Source organism: Sphingobium salicis subsp. salicis (assembly GCF_049472635.1).
Taxonomy (GTDB): Bacteria; Pseudomonadota; Alphaproteobacteria; order Sphingomonadales; family Sphingomonadaceae; genus Sphingobium; species Sphingobium yanoikuyae_A.
Map to the genome: position 1 here is coordinate 1,877,478 of NZ_JAYRCS010000001.1, position 22,858 is coordinate 1,900,335.

The 22,858-nt window shown below is 63.3% G+C and carries 22 protein-coding genes and 1 tRNA gene; 5 read left to right on the plus strand and 18 right to left on the minus strand.

The features are described from left to right. Positions 1–46: 46 nt before the first annotated feature. From VHN57_RS09035 to VHN57_RS09070, 8 genes are all read right to left on the minus strand, one after another. A complete protein-coding gene (locus tag VHN57_RS09035) occupies positions 47–661 on the minus strand; it encodes a F0F1 ATP synthase subunit B family protein (protein ID WP_004207390.1) in 615 nt (204 codons plus the stop codon). Then, a complete protein-coding gene (locus VHN57_RS09040; RefSeq protein ID WP_004207391.1) occupies positions 654–1,148 on the minus strand; it encodes a F0F1 ATP synthase subunit B family protein in 495 nt (164 codons plus the stop codon). Before VHN57_RS09040 ends, VHN57_RS09035 begins: the two co-directional genes overlap by 8 nt. Positions 1,149–1,215: 67 nt before the next feature. Next, positions 1,216–1,443, minus strand: coding sequence for a F0F1 ATP synthase subunit C (locus VHN57_RS09045; RefSeq protein WP_004207392.1), 228 nt, complete (start codon positions 1,441–1,443; stop codon positions 1,216–1,218). A 52-nt stretch (positions 1,444–1,495) separates the two neighbouring features. Further along, entirely contained in the window at positions 1,496–2,281 is a 786-nt protein-coding gene (locus tag VHN57_RS09050) for a F0F1 ATP synthase subunit A (protein ID WP_017503282.1), read from the minus strand. Positions 2,282–2,327: 46 nt separating this feature from the next. Next, complete coding sequence (locus tag VHN57_RS09055; RefSeq protein ID WP_278986892.1) at positions 2,328–2,651, minus strand: AtpZ/AtpI family protein; 324 nt, start codon at positions 2,649–2,651, stop codon at positions 2,328–2,330. Between the two features lie 173 nt (positions 2,652–2,824). Beyond that, complete coding sequence (locus VHN57_RS09060; protein WP_004207395.1) at positions 2,825–3,211, minus strand: YdbL family probable chaperone protein; 387 nt, start codon at positions 3,209–3,211, stop codon at positions 2,825–2,827. Continuing rightward, entirely contained in the window at positions 3,208–3,396 is a 189-nt protein-coding gene (locus VHN57_RS09065; protein ID WP_004207396.1) for a YnbE family lipoprotein, read from the minus strand. Before VHN57_RS09065 ends, VHN57_RS09060 begins: the two co-directional genes overlap by 4 nt. Then, positions 3,393–6,632: an intermembrane phospholipid transport protein YdbH family protein gene (locus VHN57_RS09070; protein ID WP_423283653.1), complete on the minus strand. Its 3,240-nt coding sequence runs from the start codon at positions 6,630–6,632 to the stop codon at positions 3,393–3,395. Before VHN57_RS09070 ends, VHN57_RS09065 begins: the two co-directional genes overlap by 4 nt. A 152-nt stretch (positions 6,633–6,784) precedes the next feature. On the opposite strand from VHN57_RS09070, the gene radC reads away from it, so the two are divergent. After that, positions 6,785–7,477 (plus strand): RadC family protein, encoded by a 693-nt coding sequence (gene radC, locus VHN57_RS09075; RefSeq protein ID WP_278987658.1) that lies wholly within the window; start codon positions 6,785–6,787, stop codon positions 7,475–7,477. 2 nt (positions 7,478–7,479) lie between these two features. Here the strand turns inward: radC and VHN57_RS09080 are convergent, their stop codons facing one another. The 3 genes from VHN57_RS09080 to VHN57_RS09090 form a co-directional block, all read right to left on the minus strand. Beyond that, on the minus strand, positions 7,480–7,860 hold the full coding sequence (locus VHN57_RS09080; protein ID WP_423283655.1) for a VOC family protein: 381 nt from the start codon (positions 7,858–7,860) through the stop codon (positions 7,480–7,482). 97 nt (positions 7,861–7,957) lie between these two features. Beyond that, positions 7,958–9,349: a DEAD/DEAH box helicase gene (locus tag VHN57_RS09085; protein ID WP_278987655.1), complete on the minus strand. Its 1,392-nt coding sequence runs from the start codon at positions 9,347–9,349 to the stop codon at positions 7,958–7,960. Between the two features lie 134 nt (positions 9,350–9,483). Further along, positions 9,484–9,915, minus strand: coding sequence for a hypothetical protein (locus tag VHN57_RS09090; protein ID WP_423283658.1), 432 nt, complete (start codon positions 9,913–9,915; stop codon positions 9,484–9,486). Between the two features lie 77 nt (positions 9,916–9,992). Here VHN57_RS09090 and VHN57_RS09095 point away from each other — a divergent pair, with 77 nt between their 5' ends. The 3 genes from VHN57_RS09095 (at position 9,993) to VHN57_RS09105 (ending at position 12,732) form a co-directional block, all read left to right on the plus strand. Beyond that, positions 9,993–11,447 carry an FAD-binding oxidoreductase gene (locus VHN57_RS09095; protein WP_278987651.1) on the plus strand — a complete coding sequence of 485 codons (1,455 nt, stop codon included), beginning with the start codon at positions 9,993–9,995 and terminating at the stop codon, positions 11,445–11,447. Between the two features lie 116 nt (positions 11,448–11,563). Beyond that, positions 11,564–12,352 (plus strand): SapC family protein, encoded by a 789-nt coding sequence (locus tag VHN57_RS09100; RefSeq protein ID WP_278987649.1) that lies wholly within the window; start codon positions 11,564–11,566, stop codon positions 12,350–12,352. A gap of 305 nt (positions 12,353–12,657) precedes the next feature. Continuing rightward, positions 12,658–12,732: transfer RNA gene (locus VHN57_RS09105), tRNA-Glu, on the plus strand. A gap of 798 nt (positions 12,733–13,530) precedes the next feature. Here the strand turns inward: VHN57_RS09105 and VHN57_RS09110 are convergent. From VHN57_RS09110 to VHN57_RS09125, 4 genes are read right to left on the minus strand one after another with little or no spacing between them, the layout of a single operon-like run. Continuing rightward, positions 13,531–14,070: a lytic transglycosylase domain-containing protein gene (locus VHN57_RS09110; protein ID WP_230461472.1), complete on the minus strand. Its 540-nt coding sequence runs from the start codon at positions 14,068–14,070 to the stop codon at positions 13,531–13,533. Beyond that, positions 14,054–16,987, minus strand: coding sequence for a MobF family relaxase (mobF, locus tag VHN57_RS09115; protein WP_017502399.1), 2,934 nt, complete (start codon positions 16,985–16,987; stop codon positions 14,054–14,056). Before mobF ends, VHN57_RS09110 begins: the two co-directional genes overlap by 17 nt. After that, positions 16,984–18,987: a type IV secretion system DNA-binding domain-containing protein gene (locus VHN57_RS09120; RefSeq protein WP_017502400.1), complete on the minus strand. Its 2,004-nt coding sequence runs from the start codon at positions 18,985–18,987 to the stop codon at positions 16,984–16,986. The genes mobF and VHN57_RS09120 overlap by 4 nt, the downstream gene beginning before the upstream one ends. Beyond that, on the minus strand, positions 18,984–19,286 hold the full coding sequence (locus tag VHN57_RS09125; RefSeq protein WP_026109438.1) for a hypothetical protein: 303 nt from the start codon (positions 19,284–19,286) through the stop codon (positions 18,984–18,986). Before VHN57_RS09125 ends, VHN57_RS09120 begins: the two co-directional genes overlap by 4 nt. Before the next feature lie 483 nt (positions 19,287–19,769). On the opposite strand from VHN57_RS09125, the gene VHN57_RS09130 reads away from it, so the two are divergent. Next, a complete protein-coding gene (locus VHN57_RS09130; protein ID WP_017502403.1) occupies positions 19,770–20,030 on the plus strand; it encodes a hypothetical protein in 261 nt (86 codons plus the stop codon). A gap of 185 nt (positions 20,031–20,215) precedes the next feature. Here VHN57_RS09130 and VHN57_RS09135 read toward each other — a convergent pair whose 3' ends face one another. The 3 genes from VHN57_RS09135 to VHN57_RS09145 all read right to left on the minus strand — a co-directional run bounded on the left by VHN57_RS09135 (position 20,216) and on the right by VHN57_RS09145 (position 22,843). After that, the gene (locus tag VHN57_RS09135; protein ID WP_038292990.1) at positions 20,216–21,199 is read right to left on the minus strand and encodes a DUF2493 domain-containing protein; all 984 of its coding nucleotides are present in this window, start codon (positions 21,197–21,199) and stop codon (positions 20,216–20,218) included. Positions 21,200–21,605: 406 nt separating this feature from the next. Next, positions 21,606–21,821, minus strand: a complete 216-nt coding sequence (locus VHN57_RS09140; RefSeq protein ID WP_026109578.1) for a DUF6117 family protein — start codon at positions 21,819–21,821, stop codon at positions 21,606–21,608. 11 nt (positions 21,822–21,832) lie between these two features. Beyond that, positions 21,833–22,843: a DUF2493 domain-containing protein gene (locus VHN57_RS09145; RefSeq protein ID WP_293921997.1), complete on the minus strand. Its 1,011-nt coding sequence runs from the start codon at positions 22,841–22,843 to the stop codon at positions 21,833–21,835. Positions 22,844–22,858 lie beyond the last annotated feature (15 nt).

Here is a 22,858-nt window from a genome sequence, read left to right on the forward strand (position 1 = left end):
CGGCGCCTTTCGGTGCCGACCCTTTTGCTATTTCTGCCTGTTTCGATCAGGCGACCGGGCCAAGACCCTTGATCGCATCATCGACCAGCGCCTTGTCCGCCTTGGCATCATGGCCTTCGGCAATCAGGGCGGCTGCAGCGCCGGTAGCGGCCTTCACCGCCTTGGCACGAATGTCGGCGAGTGCGCTGCGCTCAGCCGCACCGATCTTGTCTTCCGCCATCTTCTGGCGACGGGCGACCAGATCGGCAGCCTGCACCTTGGCATCGGACAGAAGCGTTTCGGCTTCATGCTCGGCCGACTTGCGCATGGCGTCGGCTTCGCCAGCCGCAGCGGCCAGCTTGGCTTCATATTCGCCCTTGAGCGCTTCGGCTTCGGCACGAAGCTTCGATGCTTCGGCCAGCTGCTCCTTGATCTGGGCGATCCGGCCGTCCAGCACGCCGCCGATCAGGCTGGGCACCTTCTTGATCAGCAGGATGACGATGAACACCGCCATCGCCAGGCTGACCCAGGCCGTCGCGTCCATGCCGACCGCCTTGGGATCGGTATGCGGCGCGACGCCTTCATGCGCCACGGTGCCAACCGGCTCCATGCCTTCGGCATGGATTGCCTGATTGAGGTGCGGGGCCTGCGCCTCGCTATGCTCTACTGCTGCCTCAGCCATGAGCCAGTGCCGCCTTTACTGCGTTGCGGGCCGCTTCGTCCGACGCTTCCACGCCGGAAATCCGGACGACCATGTCGCGCGCCGCATCGGCGGCGACGGTTTCAATCTGTGCCATGGCGGCATCCGTGGCGGTCTTGATCCGGGCTTCGGCAGCGCCGATCTTGTCCTGGATCTCCGCATCGGCGGCGGCCAGCTTCGCTTCCGAAGCCTTGGCGGCATCCGCCTTCGCCTTGGCCAGCGTTGCCTGGGCGGCGGTGCGGCTTTCGGCATCACGGACGCGATAGTCCGCTTCCGCTTCGTCGGCGCGGGCGAAGGCTGCCTTGGCAGCATCGAGATCACCCGAAATCTTCGCGTCGCGCGCGTCGGCCGTCGCCTGCACCTTGGGCACCATGCCGCGGCCGATGACGAAGAAGACGAAGCCGAACGTCAGCAGCAGCCAGAAGATCTGGGAAGCATAGGTATCGGCGATTTGCGCGATTTGAGGCATTTTTATCCGTCCGAAAAGGGGGCGGTCGTCAAGGGGCAGGCAGCCAGGCTGCCCGCCCCGTCGATCTTTAGGCCACGAAGACCAGGATCATGGCGATAACGAACGCCAGCAGACCCAGAAGTTCGGCGGCGGCGAAGCCGATGAACAGACGACCCTGCTGGCCGTCAGCGGCACCCGGATTGCGCAGCGCGCCTTCGAGGAACGAGCTGAAGACGTTGCCCACACCGAGGGCGGCAATGCCCGCACCGATCGCGGCCAGGCCAGCACCGAGCAGCTTTGCGGCTTCTGCGTCCATGTTCTAAACTCCTTTTTCTAAACCAATTAAGCGTTGAAGAATGTACGAAAACTCAGTGCAGGTTTTCGGCGTCGTTGATGTAGACCGAGGTCAGCAGCGCGAACACATAGGCCTGGATCACGGCGACCAGCACTTCGAGCGCGCTGATACCGACCATCAGCACGAAGCTGGCGGCACCGACGGTCAGACCGAAACCGGGGCCAGCATTCGAGCTGTTGATGACGAAGCCGGCCAACACCTTGAGCAGCACGTGTCCGGCGGTCATCGCCACGAACAGTCGCAGGCCCAGGCTGAACGGACGCACCATGAACGAGATCAGCTCGATCGGGAAAATGACCGGGATCATCGGCAGGGGCGTGCCGTGTGGCACGAACAGGGAGAAGAAGTGCAGCCCATGCTTCCAGAAGCCAACGATCAGCACGATCGAGAAGCTCATGATCGCCAGCACGCCGGTGGCGGTGAAGTGGCTGGTGAAGGTGAAGGGGTGGACCCCGACCAGACCCAGCGGCAGCAGACCCAGAAGGTTGGCCATCAGGATGAACATGAAGAGCGAGAAGACATAGGGAATGTACTTCTTGCCGCCTTCACCCACGTTCGAGATCAGCAGATTCTTGATGAAGCCGGTGAAATATTCGACCGCCATCTGCCAACGACCGGGCACCAGTTCGCGCTTCATGCCGCCGATCACGAAGATCCACAGCACCACCGCAGCGGCGACCATATAGAGCGCGCTGTTGGTGAAGGCGATGTTGAAGCCGCCGATGGACAGGTGATCGGTACCGAACAGCGGTTCGATCGCAAACTGATGCATCGGATCGATTTTGCCGGATTCTGCCACTTGGACCCCTGTACCGTCTAATATTCGGACTAAGACAAAAGCGCCCCTATTGATCGGAACGCTTCGTCGTCGTCAATCTGATGATGTTCCTGAACGCCGCCACGATCCCGAGACCGAGGAAGACAAGCAGGAGCCATGGGGATGTGTCGAGCAGCCGGTCGAGAACCCAGCCGATCAACGCACCACCGACAAGACCACCGATCAGCTCTGCGAGAACCCTGTTGCCCAGACGCGAACCATCGTCCGCCTGCTGCACCTTCGTCCCCTGTCTGACCTGCTCGGCATGTTCCGCCTGCGCAATTCTCGCTTCCAGTGAAGCGATCCGCGCATCTTCCCCCGCCGGGTCCTGCCCGGATTCACCCGCAACCATTGCCAATCCTTCCATCAGGCTGAAACCCAATGGCAGGCGGCATGGCGCTTGCGGCTGCACCCGTCAAGGCGCGGCCCGTTTAGAAAGGGGATGACGGATAGTCAACTATACTTGGGCAGGAGATTATCCTGCCCAGACGAACTGGCGGCAAAAGTCCGCCAGCCACGCTTGTTTTACTGGCCTGCGGTGGCGCAATAGGCCGGCAAAGAGATCGCCCCGGCGCCCTTGGTCTGCCAGGCACCACCGCCGACGCGATAGACCTGCCCCGGCTTCACCCGGCTGCTGAGCGTCTGGCAACCGGTTGCGGCCGCCACATCTTGCACCGTCACGCCGCGCTTGCCGGCCAGATCGGTATAGACGGCCCGACGCTTGATGTTGATCGATTCGACCTCGGCCCGCACATCCGCGCCCACCGTGCCAGCGATGCCCAGATAGCCATCGGCCTGCTCGCCCACCGTGCCGGCGGCGATCGCGGCGGCCGCACCACCCTGGGCCTGCGCGGCACCGGCTAGAACCAGGCCACCCAGCACAGCGGCGGCCAGCATGAACTTGCGTGTCATTGCGGGAACAACTCCGGGTTATTGTTGATCAGATCCTTGGCGTCCTTCTCCAGACGGACGACGACCTCCTGCTGGACCTTCACGTTCAGATTGATCTCGATCGGCTTGTCCGGGGCCTTGACCTGGATGCAGCCCCCCAGGGCCGAAGCGGCCAGACCGGCCATCATGATTGCTGCTATCTTCATTTCGGCTCCGTATTTGACACAGTCTCGCTTGCCGCAGGCTGAACCGCAAGACCAGATTGTAAATCGGCAGCGCTTTGTGCGCGCATCTTCTGCTGGGCATCCTCGCCAATCTGGTCGCGGATCACCTGCGACGGATCGACATAGGATTGGGCGGATTTCATCAGGCCGCGGAAAGGCGCGGAAATTCGCACGTTGAAGATGAAGGGCAGGCCGACGAAGCTTTTCGCTATCCCCTGCGGCGCACCGCCCAATTGGCCCCGGTTGACGCCGTTGAACACCACATTGGTCACCATCTCGCCATCCAGTGCGCCATCCATCAGGATGGTGAGGCATTTATATTGCAGATCCTTCAGCGCATCGAAGGCGACCTTGCCCATAACTCCGACTTGTTCGTTCGACACCGGCCCCACATAGGACAGCACGCCGGACTGGCGCGTTGGATCGCAGGGGATAGTCGGCAGCACGCCCTCGGGCATGATCAGTGGCGCCATGCCCTGCTGCCGCGCGACCAGCACGCCGCCGGCAACCCGCCCGCCCTGCGCATTGAAGATCAGCGGCATGATGCCGTCGAACGTGCCGGTCGCCGACACGTTCTTGAGGTCCATAGCCTGGATGAAGGCGCCAGCGTCGAGGCCGATGACCCGGAAGGTCAGATAGCGGTCGACATCGGCACCAAAGTCCATGGTCGTGGGCAGAAGCACCAGTTCGCCGCCCGAAAAAGGAAAGCCGCCGCCCTCGATATGCACCTTCTGGCCGGCACCCAGGCGATAGCGCACCGTACCATTGCGTGCCTCGACCCCCGGATTGACCAGCGCGATTCGCGCCTCCTGCCCGGTCGGCGTCACCATATTGAGCAGGTCGGAGAAGCGGATTTCGCCCGACAGTCCCTCGACCGGGCCGAAGGCCGCCGCCAGATCCAGCCGATCGGTCCGGAAGACGCCATCGCTGCTGACATCGGAACCGGTCCAGCGAATATGCCCCTCGCCGGTCACGCGGCCAGCGACATTGGCGATAACGCCAAGCGTCAACGGCGTCAGTTCCTCCGGCTGCAATCCCGGCCCGAAGCCCAGGTCCGGCACGGTCAGGTCGGCATGCCCCTTCCCGCTGCCCAGGTCGTGCGCGATATCGGCGCGCGCCACCGTGACACCCTTGCCCGGCACCTGCAGCGTGCCGGTCGCGGTGATTCGGCCATCCTTCATCGCTAAGGCAAAGTCAGGCACAGACAACGGGTTGAAGCGCACCGAAGGCTGCGCATCGCGCACCTGCATCGCGGCCTTGAGCGACAGCGCCCCCTTGGCAAAGGCCCAGCCGCCCGCCCCCTGCTCGACGATCAGCGGCACGGTGCCGATCCGTCCCCCCGCGCCCTTGATGTCGCCGGCAAAGCCATCCTTCGTCGCCGCACCGGTCACGCTCGTCGCGGACAGGCGCACCGGCGCATCCTCCGGGCCGATGGCGAAATCGGCGTTGCCCAGGGTGAAACCGGTCTGGCCCAATATCAGCCGGGCATTGTCCGCCTTTAGGCCCATCGGGCTGTCGCCGTTTCGCCCGTTCAGCGCGACATTGCGAAGCTCCGCGCCGCCCTTCATGCCGCCCGGCCCCATGGCGAAAAGCGCCGAATTGGGCAGTGGGCAGAGCGTCTGCCGGGTCTGCCCCAGCGCGAAGCTGCCATAGCGCGCTTCCAGCAAGGTCAGTGGCGCGCAATGTTCGTTGATCACGATCGCGCCATTGGGCGCCAGCCGGCCATCGATCGGCAGGCCAAGACCGCGAACAGCACCATCGGGCAGCGGCCCATCCAGCCGCAATGCCGTCGTGAAGCGCGTATCGCCCTTCGGCCCGGCAACGAATCGGACAGGCTCAAACGCCAGCCGGGCACCGTCGGCCGTGTATGGATCAATGAACAGCTGCCCGCCAAAGCCGCCGCCAGCGCGGCGGGCCAGCCGGAGCGCCGCCTTGGGCAAGCCCCCGCCCTGCGACGTGATCGCGCCGTCCAGCGCCCAGTCGATCGCCGCGCCGCCCTTGCCCGGCCAGGCCAGCGTCACCCGGCCGTCCCGCGCCACGGCCACCTGCGCGCCGCTGCGCGCGGCGAATTCGGTATCGGTCAGCACCAGACTGCCTGCATCGCCCTTCTGCGCCAGCGCCACCCGCGCCCGCAGCAGATTATCCGCCCCGGCCCGCCGTGCCGCATCCGCCAATCGCAGGGCCAGCGGCGCCACCGGCGTGCCGGCCGTCGACGTGCGCAAAGCCGCCAGCGGATCGCGCCCGGCCATCCGCCCGTTCCGCGCGGTCAGATCGCCACTGAAGGTCGCATCACCGCCGCGCAGCGTCCAGTCACCGGCCAGTTCGGTTGGCCCCGCCAGCACGCCGGCACCGGAAAAGGCGCGCGCGCCGATCCGCGCCCGTCCGGCCATGGCCTGGGCCGAACCGTCGAACTCGATCCGACCGACAGGGGCCGCCAGCAACATGCCCTGCGCCTTGAGCGCCTCGCCCGCCAGCTTGGCCGATCCGTTCCAGCGGTCGAGCCCCCGCCCCAGCCACAGATCGATGTCGGCCGTCGGCGCAGCCATCGCCATGTCCGCGCAGGCCAGCGCATCGCCCTTGATCGGCCCGCGCAGATGCGGCCGGCCGTCCACCATCGCCACATCCAGCCAGGCGCTGGCCTTGGCCACGCCACAGCCGGCCATCCGCGCCCTGGGCATGGCAGCGGCCAGCTTGCCGCGGAAACCCGATTTCAGATTGCCACTGCCATCGATCTGCATGCCGACCGCACCCGCATCGGTATCCAGTCGTAACCGCGCGTCGCGCAGGTGAAGCAGCAGGTCAGGTATGGCGAAGGGCGCAGTCGAATCGGGATCGCGAAACTTGTCCAGTTCGCTCAGCGTCAGCACACCATCGCGATAGGCGCCGCGCATCCGCACACCACCGGCGCGAACCGCCGCCACCTGTGGCGTCACCCCGGAAAAGGCGATGTCGACCTCCACCCAACGAGCGGTCAGGTCCGGCCGCGCCGGATCGCCCAGTACGACATTCTCTATCCGCTGGGTGCGCAGGCCCACCTGCGTCAGGTCATAATTAGCCTGGACCCCGCGCCGATTCAGCTCGCGATTGACGAAATTCTCGGCGATCGGCGCGCGCTGCGTCCACAGCGCAACCAGCACCAGGCCGAGCGAACCCGTCCCGACACCCAGCCAGCGCAGCCAGCCCCGGCGAATTTCGGCTTCGCCGTTCTCGTCTTCCATCTGCCTGGCCAACCCCGACTTTCGCTCGCACTTCAGGTCCGTAACGCATCCATAACGTCCGACCCATTGGAAATATCCACCCCTGAAATAGCCTTGCCCACGAAATCCGCAAAGCCTAGCCTTCATTCGCCGGGGAATGGGGGATCGCCAGCATGACCGAAAAGGACGAACGCGCGAGCCAGGATGGCGCCGGTCATCGCGCCCGCCTGCGCCAGCGCCTGGCCGAAGGCGGCGACGGGCTGCTCGATCATGAACTGATCGAATATTTGCTCGCCCTCGCCATCCCCCGCCGCGACACCAAGCCGCTGGCCCGGCTGCTGTTGCGCGAATTTGGCGGGATCGGCGGATTGATGGCGGCCGACTGGCAGGCGATCGCACGGGTGCCCGGCATGGGCGATACCAGCGTCGCCGCGATCAAGATCGTTCAGGCAACCGCGCTGCGAATGCTGCGCAACGATGTGGCGGAACGACCGGTGCTGGGCAGTTGGCAGGCACTGCTCGACTATCTGCGCGCGGACATGGCCTATCTCCATGTCGAACGTGTGCGGGTGCTGCATCTTAACAGCCGCAACATGCTGATCCGGGATGAGAATATGGGCGACGGATCGATCGACCAGGCGGCCATATATACGCGCGAGGTTATCAAGCGGGCCATGGAACTGGGATCGGCGGCGCTGATCCTGGTCCATAATCACCCGTCGGGCGACCCGTCGCCCAGCAAGCAGGATATCGAGATCACCCGCCAGATCGTCGAGGCCGGCAAGCGGCTGGGTATCGGTGTCCACGACCATATCATCATTGGCGCGCTGGGGCATAGCAGCCTGCGCGCGCAAGGACTGCTGTAGGATCAGGCGCCCTCGATCAGCTCGGACGGCCAGCCGATCCGCACCAGCAATCCATCCGGCCCGTTGATCCCGACCTCATACAGCCCCCATTCGCGATGGCGCAAAATGCCGCCTGGCCGGATGACCAGATCATCGACCAGCGCCGCGATCGCCGCCACATCGGGCGTGCGCAGATAGACGCCAAAGGGATTATGCGCCGGCACATCCCAGGGCGGCGCACCGGCCTGGGTCAGATGCACCTCGCACCCCCATCCCTCCATGATATGATAATGGTGATCGCCGCCAATCCGCGCGAAGCCCAGCCTTTCCCAGAAGGCCAGCGCGACCGCGACGTCATTGCTGGGCACGATCGCAAAAGCGCCAACGCCTGGAATTGCCGTCATGGCCAATCTCTCCCCTTGCCCCATCCCGATCACATAACAAAAAGGCCCCCGCCATGCCTGCGCGTGACGGGGGCCTTTTCAATCTAAGTGGCGCCGTTCAGCCGCCAAAACCGAAATTTAGGAATTCGGGCACCGGACCGTTCCAGCCATCGTCCGGACCATCATCGGGTTCCTGACGGCGGCTATGCGGCGCCGGCCGTGCAGCCGGCGCATCGCGGCGGTCGTCACGACGATCATCCAGCTTGTCGCTGCGCCGGTCATCCTTGCGCTCGGGCTTGCGGCGCGCGTCGCGACCACCGGACCGCTCATTGTCGCGCTCCTCGCGATCGGCCTTGCGCGGCTCTTCCTTCGCGCGCGGCGCAGGCGCAGCCGCGACCGGCGTTTCGACATAGTCGATCTTGGTGCCGATCAGCTTCTGGATATTGTCGATCGCCTCGGCATCCTCGGCCGCGACGAAAGTATAGGCGACACCCTTGGCCCCCGCGCGACCGGTACGGCCGATGCGGTGGACATAGTCATCGGGATGCCAGGGCGCATCGAAATTGAAGACGTGGCTGACGCCCTTGATATCGAGGCCGCGCGCCGCGACGTCCGACGCCACCAGGATGTTGACGCTGCCATCGCGGAACCGCTCCAGTTCGGCGATGCGCGATGCCTGGTCGATATCGCCATGGATCTCGCCCGACTTGAAGCCGTGACGCTGCAGGCTCTTGTTCAGTTCGCGCACCGTGGTCTTGCGGTTGCAGAAGATCACCGCGCTCTGCACCTCTTCTGCTTCCAGCATCGCGCGCAACGCCTCGCGCTTCTTGCGCGAATCGACCTTCACCAGTCGCTGGGTGATGTTGGTCGACGCCGTTGCCGGGCGGGCCACCTCGATCGACTTGGGATTGTCCAGGAAACGATCGGCCAACTTCTTGATGACCGGCGGCATGGTGGCAGAGAAGAGAAGTGTCTGGCGCTGCGCCGGCAGCTTGGTGCAGATTTCCTCGATATCCGGGATGAAGCCCATGTCGAGCATACGGTCGGCTTCGTCGATCACCAGCATGTTGCAGCCGTTGAGCAAAATCTTGCCGCGCTGGAACAGGTCCATCAGGCGCCCCGGCGTAGCGATCAGTACGTCGACGCCCTTTTCCAGCGCCTTGATCTGGTCGCCCATCTGCACGCCGCCAATCAGCAGCGCCATGGAGAGCTTGTGATATTTGCCGTATTTCTCGAAATTCTCAGCCACCTGCGCAGCGAGTTCGCGGGTCGGCTCCAGGATCAGGCTGCGCGGCATCAGCGCACGGGCGCGGCCATGCGCCAGGATGTCGATCATCGGCAGCACGAAGCTGGCGGTCTTGCCCGTGCCCGTCTGCGCGATGCCGATGATATCCTTCATCATCAACACCGGCGGGATCGCCTGCGCCTGGATCGGCGTGGGCGTGTCGTAACCCGCCTCGGTTACGGCCTTGAGCAATTCGTCGGAGAGGCCGAGATCGGCAAAAGTCATTCAAATGTCCGGGACAGGAGGTTGGCCGTCCTGCGCGTCCGCACGACGGAAATCGCGCGCGACTTGCGAAAATATCGCCATCTTGTCAAGGAAATCGCGCAACATGCTGGCCAAACCAGCCGTTTTTCTGCCGATCAATCCTCGGCGTCCGCTTCCACCAGCCGCCTGAAGCTGTCGATCCCGCAACTCGCGCCGCTGCGCGCCTGCAACTCGTCCCGCCTCGAACAGAGCGACCCATCCTCGTCCGGTTCGACATAGAAGCCTGAATAGAAGCTGGCGGAATCACATCCCCGCTCAAGCCGCGCGCGATAGCGATGCTTGTCCGCCAGGATCAGGTCGACCCCGTTGGACACCACGATGCTGGCCCCGCGAATCGATCGCAACGCCACGCAGCGCGGCCCCTTCTTCTCTTCCCAGCGCTCGTCGCTCTTGGGCACGACTCGCGTCGGCGCCCGCCCCTTGGCCATCGGAACACGAATGATCACGCGCCGCTCGATCGTCAGTTGCGCCCATTGCACCGGGTCGGCAGCAGGCGCTGCAAGCAGCATCAGGATGGTATGAACCAAGCGGAACCCCTTTTGGGAGTGGCAAGCTATCGGCCAACGGTTGAACCGTCGATGAATTCCGGGGCATAGCATGTCCCATGACAGAACAAGCCATAATCGCACAGGATGCCATCGATCGCTTCGTCGCCCTGCTCGGCCCCAAGGGCGTCATTACCGATGCCGACGATATCGCCCCCTGGGTCAGCGACTGGCGCGGCCGCTATCATGGTGCGGCCCGCGCGATCCTGTCCCCTGCCTCGACGCGCGAAGTGGCCGACTGCGTTGCGCTGGCGGCGGAACTGGGCATCGCCCTCGTCCCCCAGGGCGGCAACACGTCGATGGTCGGCGGCGCGACACCGCCGGCCGACGGATCGGCGCTGATCCTGTCGCTGCGCCGCATGAACCAGATCCGCAACCTGTCGGCCGACGACAATCTGGCGGTGTGCGAGGCCGGGGTCATCCTTTCCAACCTGCACGACGCCGCCGAAGCGGCCGGCCGTCGCTTTCCGCTCAGCCTGGGCGCCAAGGGATCAGCCACGATCGGCGGCCTCGTCTCGACCAATGCCGGCGGCACCCAGGTGCTGCGCCACGGCACGATGCGCGCGCTGGTCGAGGGGATCGAGGCTGTGCTGCCTGATGGCAGCATCTTCGACGGGCTGGACGCGCTCAAGAAGGATAATCGCGGCTATGACATCAAACAGTTGCTGATCGGTGCGGAGGGTACGCTGGGCGTCATCACCGCGGCCGCCCTGCGGCTGGTGCCCGCCATCGCCGCCCGCGCGGTCGGCTGGGTCGGTGTGCAGACGCCCGCCGATGCCCTCGCCCTGCTGCGTCTGGTCGAAGGCGAACTGGGTGACAGCGTCGAGGGGTTCGAGGTGATTGCCGACGATGGCCTTGGCCATGTCCTGTCCCATATTCCCGGCACGCGCTGCCCGATCGAGACCCGCACGCCCTGGCATGTGCTGATCGAGGTCGACCATGGCGACATGCGCGAGCCCGGCCCGACCGAGCGGCTGGAAGGCGCGCTCGGCTTGGCGCTGGAACGCGGCATCGCGATCGACGCCGCCATTGCCGCCAGCGAATCCCAGGCAGAGGCCTTCTGGCGCATCCGCGAATCCCTGTCGGAATCCGAAAAGGCGCAGGGGCCCGCGCTGCAATATGACATCAGCGTGCCGGTGCCGCGCATGCCGGCCTTCATGCTGGAGGCTGCCGCCGCCGCCGAAGCAGCCTTCCCCGGCACGACCGCCTCTTCCTTCGGTCATCTGGGCGATGGCAATGTCCATTTCCATGTCCGCGCGCCCAGGGGCACCAGCGACGGTCCGGCCTGGATCGCGGCGCAGGGCCAGGCGATCAACGCCTTCGTCCATGACGCGGTGGTCGCCGCGGGCGGTTCCATCTCGGCCGAGCATGGTATTGGCCAGATGAAGCGCGCCGAACTCGGACGCCTCGCCAGCCCGGCCCGCATCCATGCCCTGCGCGCGATAAAGACAGCCTTCGATCCGGGCGGCATCATGAACCCCGACAAGCTCATCCCTCGCCCCGACGAGGGTTGAGCGCAGCATATCCACAAAGCGATTGCCTAGCGGGATAGCTCCGATTATCCCGTCACACCCATATTCGGATCAGCGACGCAAGCCTTGCGCGCTTTCTAACAGGACGGAACAACATCATGGCCAGCGCGCCCGCGAACAGCCTTCCCATCTTCTACAACGACCTGATCCCGCTCAGCACCGTCGATCATGCCGATTATCGCACCCAGCCGGTCGATGCCGCTCCGTTCCTGGTAACCCAGCACGCCGTGCCGCTGACCATCGACGAATTCGTCTCGGCCCAGCGTTTCATGCCCATCATCTTCTCGGCGGGCCAGGATTCGGTGCCGCTCGCGCTGATGGGCCTCAACGAAGGCGTGAACATCTTCGTCGATGACGAAGGCAAGCTGCGCGGCCCGGCCTATATCCCGGCCTATGTCCGCCGTTACCCCTGGATGCTGGCCAAGCTGCGTCCCGACAGCGACGAACTCTCGCTCTGCTTCGACCCGACCAGCAAGGCGATCGGCACCGAAGGCGACGGCCCGGTCCTGTTCGAAAATGGCCAGCCGACCGACGTGACCAAGGGCATCCTGAAATTCTGCGAGGATTTCGAGCAGGCAGCGGCCCGCACCGGCCAGTTCATGAAGGACCTGGCCGAGATGGACCTGCTGATGGACGGCGAAGTCGCGATCCAGACCCCGAACAACGAACAGCCCTTCGTCTATCGCGGCTTCCGCATGGTGAACGAGGAAAAGCTGCGCGACCTGCGCGGCGACCAGCTGCGCAAGATCAACCAGAACGGTCTGCTGCCGCTGATCCACGCCCATCTCTTCTCGCTGCAGCTGATGCGCGAGATCTTTGAAGGCCAGGTCAGCCAGGGCAAGGGCCCGATCGCTGTACCGGCCGCACCGGTGCCAGCAGACGCCTAAACTCCGATTAACTCCGTTAATCGCAAATATATCGGGACAGGGCGGGGCTTGCTCTTGAAAGCAGCCGCGCCCTGTCCTATTTCTGTTGCATGCGATGCACCTGCCCCCCTTTCGGGTGTGTCGTATAGGGCGCCTCCCCCTTGGAGGCGTCTCCTCCCTGAACCTGGCCACCCCGTGCATCGCATGGGGTGGTTTTTTATGGGCTGCAGTCAGCGTAGGTCGCCGGAAATTTTCGCTGCTTTCGCTTGACGCCATCGCCAGCCCTGCCTAAAGGCACGCCCCTGCCTGTCGCCCATGCGACATACGGCCCCTTCGTCTAGCGGTTAGGACGCGGCCCTCTCACGGCTGAAACACGGGTTCGATTCCCGTAGGGGTCACCAATCTTTTCAATGACTTAGCTCTTGAGGTTGGCCCCAAAATACCATTTTGCCTATTTCTTGTCCTTTTGACCGTCTGGGATTGTGTAGGACGCGCTTGGAAAAATTTTTCTTGATGAACTGCGGCGTAGTGCCTCGCCGCTGGCTCAGTTGACCAGCGTTGTGCAGCGCGAGGCTACACCTGCCTGAGCCCCACTCCGCATTCTTGTCTGGGCTTTAGCGTGATCGCCGTCGCTCGATCGCCTCACGCAAACTTGCAACCATGATCAAAGTCGAACTTCGATCTTTCACGATCTCCAACTCACCGGATTTGATCAGCTCATAGAGGCGGGACCGGCTTAACCCCGTCATTGTCACCGCTACCGCGATCCTTACGCTGATGGGATCAATGAGTGTAGGTGGCTTTGACTTCTCGACAGGAAGTGGCGCGTTAATTCTTGGCAGGCTCTTACGCACGGCAGAAGGTCTCCTTGTTGGAGTCTGCCAAATGGGATGAAGCCTTCTCAATCTATCGGAACTATGCGGAATTGGAAGTCCAAAGCTGACAGGTATGGGGCGGCGAAATGCGCGCGCGGCGAGGCCTCACCGTTTACGAGGAACATAAACCTACTGAAAGAGCCGCAGGTCCTGACCCTGACGCCTCACGGTGTCGCCAGCGCGGCACGCCGGCAAGGTGCCCGGAAAAGGGCTGGTTGAATGAACTCCGAATCGAAAATGTGCACTGCACAGCGTCACATTCGCTTTTCCTGAATACCGTTGCGGCAGGCTCAGATGACCGGGGGCGCCGATCATTTTGTTCGCTCAACGAACTCTTCCTCCAATGCCCCCCGCGCCGAAAGATGAGAAAATCGTTACACCAAACCGGCGCTTCAAATGTTCCGCTACGCTGCGGGCATATCGCCTCTGCCGATCAGACCTCGGACTGTGATAGACGCCCACCGCCTTCCAATAGCTGCCCGTCGATGCCAGAGCAGCGACGAAAATCCAACGGGCTGCGTGGGCATTGAAGCATGGATCGTAACGCAGCCAATGGCGAACTTCCTCCGGTGAACGATCAAGCGTTGCTGCGATTTTTGGCACCCACCAGCTATTGATCTGGAGAGGTCCGAGGTCGTGGCTCCCATTGCGGTTCGGAACCGCTGCGCCGATCCAACCGCCTTCCTGATCGCGCAGCCCCCACAGGGTCACTTCGAGCCATTTCTGTCCGCCCGCTGCTTGCCTGATGCAATGGGCGACCCTCCGTTCATCGGCTGCATTATGACCCGACGGTGCTGCAAGACAATCCGATTGCCAGATGATCAGTATCATCAGGGCGGCTGTCCGCTTACCGATCGTGATCATGCGATCGCTCCCCAATGTTCCGCTCTGTGGCAAGGTCCTCCGCCTTGGGCGCATGGGCTTGCCGATTCTCGGCCAGCGTCTGCAAATGACGGTCGAGCGTCTCGAACAGTGAGCGGGCATCGCCTGCAAGACGTCCGACAATTCCGCGGTCCGGCTCTCGCTGATCAAGTTTGCGCGCGAGCGCCCTTCCCTCTGCCTTCCGCCGCTCCTCAACCTGTTCGAGCTTCATTCCCTTCAACCGCGCCTCGTTCCGTGCGGCAAAGCGCCTGTTGTGATCGCGCTCCAGACGGCCCAAACCTTCGAGCGCCGATGTCTTCTCGCCCGACCTCTCTTCGAGTTTCGCGATGAGCTTCTTAGGGTCTTCTGTCCAGAGTTTGACGCCGTAACGGGCTCGCGTGATGGCGGTGTAGAAGTTTTGTCCATTGACAAGCGGGGACGCCACAGGGGCCAGCACATAGACGCGGTCATAGGTCTTTGACTGAGCGGAATAGACGGTCTCGGCATAGCCATGGTCCCAAGTGGAGTGGCGTCCAAGGTCAATCTGCTGGACCCGATCCCCGCGGTCCCAGCGAACCGTCGCCACCATGCCATCGAGCCGCTCCACCGTTCCGCGTTCGGCGTTTTTGAGACCAAGCTCCTTGGTCGCGAGCCGCCACTGGATGCGATCACCAGCGGCGAGGTTGCGATGCTCGGAGAGGAATATATTCACGTGCGCCGCCTTGCTGGTTCGCGGATTCCAATTGTGGATGCGCCCCTGCTCATCCGCCAGTCGCACAAGCTGCCGGCCCTTCGCATCGCGCACCACGGAAACCACCCGATACTCGCCATCGCGCGCCAGGCCAGCGCCGACCTGATCGCGGTTGAATTTCAGAACCTGGCCGCCGGAATAGAAGCGGGCCATCTGCTTCTCTTGGTCGCTGAGCCCGGCGGGGGTTAGGACCGCGAGCCGGGTGTCCTCGGCCGCAACGACGCCTTCCCGCTGCAATGTCTCGCGGATCTGACTGTTGACGATGAGGCGCGTCGCATTCTCCAGAACGAGGATATTCGTGGTTGCTCGGCTTTCAGGCTTGAGGCGCGTCCATTCCCTCACCAGCCCCTTGGCCAGTTCCTCCGCGTCTCCGCCGCTGACCACCTTATCGAGATGGTCCAGCGAACCGGCATAATCACCGGCGCGAGCCTGGGTGACAGCAAGCTTCATCGCCCTGGTTTCCTGCCGCCGTGATTCAACCAGCTCGGCGGTCGCGAGCCCAAGCTTCTGCATCAGCCAGAATGCCTTTCCCTGTTCGATCGCGCCGGTCTGCCGGTTGTCACCAAGCAGGATAAGTCTCGCACCGGTCGCACGGCTGATCTCCAGCACCCGCAGCGCCTGGCGGTTTCCGAGCTGGCCCGCCTCATCGAGGACCAGGACATCGTTGCTGCTCAGGCCATGCCCGCCACTCGCCAACAGGCTGGCGACGGTGCGAGATGCAATCCCCGCGCGATCACCCAGTTCAGCGGCGGCAGATGATGTCGGCGCAAGCGCCGTCAGTACCATCCCCGGATGCGCGGCGTTCTTGAGTGAGCGAACCAGCATGGATTTCCCGGCCCCGGCCACGCCATGCACGGCCGTTATCCGGTCTCCTGACAATGCCATGTGCACGAGAGCCTGCTCCTGCGCCGGGGATAGACCAGCGCTTTCCAGAACGGGCAGCAGCCGGTCTGCGCTGGCTACCTGTCTGCCGTCTCCCAGCGAGAGCGCGAGATGCTGGGTCAGCGCCTGTTCCAGCCTTACCGTCCTGCGGCTGGTTCGCCCACGCGTGAGGATTGCGTCGCCGGTCTGCCCCCGAGTAGCGAGCAGTTTGCGGCGGCTCTCATGGTCAATCAGGAGCGGTCTCAGGTCTTCGAACCGAACCTCTCCCACATGGGAGGCAAGGCCTACGGCAATGACGCGACCAAGTGGATTGACCGCCTCGCGCCCTTCCGATTGCCTGATCCCAAACAGGGCCGCCCGCGCTGCGTCGGCGGGCTCAACCGGGACGGGGCGCTCACCAGCCTCCATGGCCTGGGCGAGGACAGCTGCAAGTTTGGGCTCATAAGGGATGAGCCGCGCATCCCAGCGATCATGCAGCTCGTTCAGCCCGACTTTCACCTTTGCGCCACGCGTCTGATAGAAGCTCTGCCTACGCGCCGCCTGCCCGGAAAGGCCATGCTCAGCGGCATGAGCGTTGATCTGCTCGGCACGCTGCGACATCTCTTTGATCAATGCCTTTGGGACGCCCCTGATTTCGAACAATCCTTGGCGCGGATCGAAGTCGATCTCAAATCCATATTCCCGCAAATGGTGGGCAAGGGCGTTACGGTAGATTTGGCCGCTGGCCATCTGCTCGGCATACATGGCCCGCGTTTCGAGACTGGCCATCGGATTGCCCGGATCGCGGTTCGTCATGTTGAGGATCACGATATGGGTATGCAGATGGGGGTCGAGTTCGCGGCTGGCATGCTCAGTAAAGCGTGCCCACAGGAGCCGCCCCGTCGTCTCATGAACGATTTTCCCTTCTTCCCGGCGGCGCAGCTGGGCATGTTCTTCAAGATAGGAAAGCGCTGCGTCGACAGCCTTCTCATGCGCCGCGACCATCCTCTCATCGCGAAGGGCAAGCGCCATGATCGATACGGATTTGGGGGCGCTGATCGCAAAATCCCATCCGGGATGGTGGTCGATCCCGTCTGCACGCCGACGCCCTAACTGCTGGTCCTCGACAGCGCCGCTGAGCAGCGCATTAAGCTGCGCGGAATCCACCTCTCCGTGCAAACCAAGCTCGCCAGCGAGCGCTCCGCCCCAGGAAGATGTCTCCGCATCTCCCTTCGTGTAATAGTCCCCGACGGTGTAATAGCGGGCGATGTTGCCCGGGGAGCCCTTGAGGCGGCGCGGATGCATCATGCCGGCCTCGCATCGTCACGCTCACCGTTGGAACGGCTATGCTTGTGGAGGTTGAAACCACTCCTTGGCCCAAGGAGCTTGGGCGGTTCGGCGTTCGAGCTGTCCCCATCCTGCTTCGGAATTTGGTTGCCCTTATGCGCAGGCGGTTCACCCGCAGTTGCTTCTTCGGGTGAGCTGCCGTCCAAGGGCAGCTGCGGCGCGGGCGGCGCTTCCTTCCCGGCGCGACGGCGCTTTTTCTGCGACACCTTTTCGGGGTGGGGTAGAGCGTTGCCCTCCTCGAACCTCCTCGCAGGTTCCGTTCGCTCGACGAACGCCGGCTCAATCGTTGGCAGCCCATTGTACCGATCCCGGAAATGGACGACGGGCAGATTTCTTCCGAACCGGAGAAATCCCGACAGGTTGGGGAGGTTCGTGACCTCGGTATGCATGACCAGCGGGCGGGTGACTTGCATACGGGAGAGATTGACGCCGTCCCGCATGTCGTTGACCCCATAGGACATGCCCTCATTGGCCTCGACCTGTTCGACCTGCCCCAAATTCTCGGACACATGCTTGGCCGTGGGGGTATCGTTCGCTCGTAGCGCCACCCAGGTGGAACAGTATCCGGTGATCGCGGCCGCATCCTGGATGCCATAGGTTGCCTCCAGCTGCGGATAAGACTGGAACCCCAATATGCCGCATCCGCCATATTTGCGGGCGCGCGCCAGGAAGTCGCTCAGCGAGGGCAGGCGCTGAAGCGTAGGCAGCTCATCGATGACGCAATAGAGGCGGCGCTTCTGGTCGGGCGGAAGGCTCATGATCGCGCTGATCGCGATGTCGAGCCAGACGGTGACGAGCGGCCGCAGAGAAGGAAGCTGGTCGGCTTTCACCGTGATGAAAAGCCAGCTGTCATCCTCTTCATTCGCCACCCAGTCGCGCACCGAGAAGCCGTCCAGTGTGTCGTCAAGATAGGAGAAGCTGCGCATGACAGAGGCCAGTTCGGCGCGAATGCCCGCGGACGTACGGTCTCCCTCCAGCGAAATAAAGGCGGCGGCGTCCGTCCCTTCCGCAAAGGCCGCCAGCGTCTTCAGAGGGCTCCGCAGTAGCGTGTCGAGCAAGACCGAAACGAGCATCTGCTTGTTCTTCGCAAGCTTGCGGAAGACGGCGACCAGCGTTCCCCTCGCCGCCTTCGCCCAAAAGGGATCGCCGCCCTTATCTGGTATCGTGGACTCCGCGATCTGATCATAATGATAGTCGCGCGGCACATCGACCCAAGGGGACCAGCTGTCGGCTCGAGCGTCGAGCGGGTTGAGCAATATGTCATGCCCGGGCCGGTAGAATTTTTCGACGAAGGTGCCGGCCGTATCGAACACGATCGCCCGGCGGCCCTTCCCACGCATTCCCGCCAGCATCTTGACGATGATGTTGGTCTTGCCCGTCCCCGGCGCACCGCAGATTAATATATGCTCAGGCTCAAACTCTTCAGGAACCGGCACACCGCCGATAGCGAAGCTTCCCCGCTTCGACCGCCACAACAGCCGGCGCAATTGCCGTGCCGTCCCGAACCGGGCGCCGCGAATGAACTGATTGGACCCAAGCCCTTTCCCCGTTCGCGTGAAATAGAACCAGGCCCACAGAAGCATAAGCGCGGCAAAGGCACCTGACAGCCCCGCGCCATAGATCAGATGCTGCTCCATCGCCTGCATGGTCTTCTTCGCGATGGGGGAGGCCAGCAGCGCGTCCGAGTTCGTCCAATATTGGCGCCCAGCCGGGGTCCTGAACAGGATCGGCGCCCCACCCGGCACGTCGCTTTTCAGCGTAGCTTCGGCGATCTTCATCGCGACGAAGCGCTGATAGTCGCTGGATTTTTCGAGGACATACCAGATGATGCCGCCAACCCAGATCGCGAGACCCGCAAGCGAGGTCTGGAAAAAGACCTGGGTGGTCATCCTGACATTGTGGACAATGGCCTGACCACCCCGGGTCCAGGAGCCCAGCGTGTCGTTGCGGAAGATGCTCATAGTGCACCATCCTCGGGCGCGAGCAGCCCCCTTTCGAGGAGCAGGGCGCGGGCATCGTCCATGCCCTTCTGGAGAATGTCGGGGCGCCGCGTTCCGACCGAGGCGGCCAATATAGCGAAGACCTGAATGAGCGTCGCCTGCACCTCATCGAAGCGACCATGATAGCCGCCGGCATCGATGCCTTCGAAGCGATCGAGGATGTCGCGGACATATTCGGGGAGGCTGAGCCGCGCCGATCGGGCGCCAGCGACAAGGCGCTCGTAAAGAGCATCCTTCAATCTGATATTGATCCTGGGCAAACGCCGAACTCCTGTTCGATGCCTGTCCAGATGGGGTGAAGCCCGGTCGTTATACGCCTATTTACAGGGGATCTCAACGCCTTACGATGAGGAAGTGCGGCACCGACATGGTGCCAAAGCTTATCAGGCACTTAGCCCTGAATTGCCTTCATATGGTGACCATTTGGTACCAGCTACCGATGAAGAAAGCGACATCGGCACCGGCTGGCACCTTGCCGAAACCCGCGGAAAACCTCGCGATTCGCGCCCGCAGCACCCGTGCGTACGGTGCATTACAAAACGCCCTGGGCGTGAGTACCCCTTTCGCAGCGGGCTCGCCCCGCTGCGCTGCCTCGTGCCGGAAGGCGCGGGGCACCCCGGAGGGGATTTCTCTTCCCGGCGGCAGCCAGCCGAGACTCTGATTGGCACAACGAGTTGCGTTCATGGGCATGATCCTTGATAATGAAATTGGCGGGCAGACCATCCGACGTGAAAGGATGATCAATGCCAAAGTTGAATGACCGTGACCGCCTTGCCGACCTCGAAGCGCGCCAAACGAAAATCGCGCAAGAGATCCTGGACGCCCGCCGCGCTCTGCGCAGCAAATATGCCTCTATCCTGAGCGACATGGAGGTGGAGAGGCTCAGCGAAAAAGACTTTCGCGACCTTCTCCAAAACGCGATACGGGCGGGTGGGCCAGCCTCAATCACTGCACTGAAAGGCATTCCAACGACGTCGAAATCTCAACCGGAAAAGCGCCCGTAGGGCGTCCCTGTGACGAGCACGGCGTAGCCGCGCGCGGGAGGCCCGCGTTCCTTAAGAGCGCGGCATCGTTGTCCGACGGGACGGGCGCGCAGCGCCTGTCCTCGAGGGCAACGACATAGAGCGACAGACAAAAAAGCGGGAGCTATCGGGCCTGAACCCGACCGCTCCCGCATATCCGCATGACTTCAGGAAGCCCAGTGCGCCGGGCCGCCATAGAGTGAGAGGAGCACCGGCGCGACACCGATGGAGCGCATAACCCTTACCAGTTGAGCCTGAACCCCGCTTCCTTCAGCGACGATCGCTTCGACAGGCCGCAGCCGCGCAATCTGGTCATTGCGTACGAACCCGGCTCGGTTCCCCCACCTCCCCTTGTCGATGCCCAGTTTCACCACCGGCGTCTTGGTCTTTGCCGCCCATGCCTCGGCAATCGCATCGCCGCCGCTATTCTGCGCGGTGGTGAGCAGCACCATCTGCGGCCGGGTCGCCTTGGCCCGCGAGAGCGCCTTCCAGATCGGCTCGGGATCTGCCCACTGGCTGCCGCCCGAGAAGACGACCAGCGGGCCTTCAGGATGATACTGCCCGATCCGGCGCTGGCGTCGCGCGGCCAGATAGTCCGTCCCGTTGATGACGCTCGCTGTCCGTTTAGAGGACACCAGCGTCGCCCTTGGCGCAGACCAGGGCTTACCGGTTTCGTTATGATACACCGCCGCGGCATGGTCCCGCATGCAGGCTAGTGCATCCGATGCCTCATCGAGAAACGCCAGTTCCTCCTGCGCGCGCTCCAGCTCGACGGCGTGGATTTCGCTGCCGTCCGCCTGCCGGAGAAGGTCGCGCATCTGTCTTGCAGCACCGTCGGCTTGTCCCGCTGCCCGATCGCTCACTCGGTGGAAACTGTGGACGATGCCCCACGCGATGCGTCCCGCCACTTTCTCCATCCTGCTGTCCCGCAGAACATCGAAGAGCGTCGTGACGATCAACTCGACCGCGAGCTGAACCTCGGTCGCGTCAGGCATCTGCGCAGTGCGCTCTTCGTCGTCCCTGCTGACCCGGACGCCATCGAGGTCCGTTTCGAATGCGGCTAGAAAGCTGTCGGACGTAACCGCGCTTTCGTCCGCAATGAGCGCTGCAATCTCGGTGAAGCTGCGGACGGAACGGAATGCCTTGGTCATGAGAACCTCCTGTGATTGAAAGAGGTCTTCCCCCTGCACGGGCTCCGAGTGACGGGGTCAAGGATCGGGGCGCAGCCCCGACCGCGAAGCGGCGATGGGGGTCACGATTTTTTTCGGCACGCGCCCCCGCCAGCATGGACGGACTGCCGCCTGCCTGCCGAAAAAAATGGTGGGGCCCCGTCATCCTTGAGGCCGGCGCTGTCCCCGTGCCAAGATTAAAAGACTTGAGAGAAGAAGTGTGGCAGCGCTCCAGGGGGCTCGATGCCCCCTGGAGCGCTATGATCCTCGCGCGACATGTGCCCAAGCGCCCTTCTGACATCGCCCCGGACACCCGCGTCGATAAAAAAAGGACCGCGCGCCCGAATGGCTGCGGTCCCAAGGTAAATTTGGATTTCGTCGTCCGCTGTCAGGTCAGCGCCCGGTAGGCGTCGTAAGGGTTACCTTCCGCGAGGTGGCCGAAAGGGGTCATGAGATAGGCCCCCTCCTCCCGCCCGACCGCGCAGATCACGTAACGCGGGTCCCCTGACGCTGAGTCCTGGCATTCTATAAAAGCGAGGTTTCCATCTTCCGCTGCCCGAAGGAGCGACTGGAAATTGGCGCTAAGATAGTCAGGTATTGCCATGCCACCCTCCTTCAATGGCTGCCGCGGGAAGCGCGCGTGGGGATTTTGACGGCGTCAGCCGCCTGGTCCGCCTTGCGCAACGCATGGATGGGAACATTGGCTTGGCGAAGCAACTGGTAGAGATTGGCTTGCACACCCGAGCCCTCGCAGAGCACTGCCTCGACGGGCTTCAGATCGAGAATCTTGCGATTGCGGGTAAAAGCGGTCTTTCGCCCGGTTCCGTATAGGCCATAGCGCACGACGGGCACTTCAACGCCGGTGCGAGCCGCCCAGGCCGCGGCGATCTGATCCACACCGCGGCGTTGCCCGGTGGTGACCAAAGTCATATGGGAGACCCGTGCATGGATGGCGTCAAGCCGTGCCCAAATCGCCTGCCAATCATGCCAGTCGGCCGGACCGGTGACGACGACCACCGGCCCCTGCGGCAGGTGACGTTCGCGCTGCTCCAGCTGACGGGCACGCAGGAAGTCGACCGCAGCGATCTGGCTGGCGCTCGATGCAGAAGAGGCTCGCGTGCCCTTGGCCGGCGACCAGGGCCAGCCTGACTGCGCCCGGTACATTTCCGCGGCATAGTCGCGCATGCATTCAATGGCCTGCCGCTGCTCGGCGACCGACTGACACTGAAGCTGCTTTTCTTCGAGCGAACGGGCATAGATCTCGCTCCCTTCAGGGTCTCGCGCCAGCTCCCCCAGTTCCCTGGCATAGCCATCCTCGCGCTTTTCGAGTTCCCCCGCGAGAAAGTGGAAGCTGTTGACGAAACCCCAGGCGATATCAGGTGCCAGAGGCTCCAAACGGGTACCGGTAAAGAGGTCGAAGATCGCAGCGATAATCCCGCCGCATTCAGCCTGGGCCGCGATCGGCTCGGGCATCTCATGCTCCGCAGGCGCGTCTCCAGGCTCGGCGATTGTAAGCGGCATTGGGTCGCCAAAAGCCGCCTGATATTCCGGCGTTGCGATCATTTGTGCGTAGAGGGCGGGCAAGTCAGCAAATCGATCGATGCTGTGGCGCAGGGCGGTAGCCATGATGCGCATCCTTTC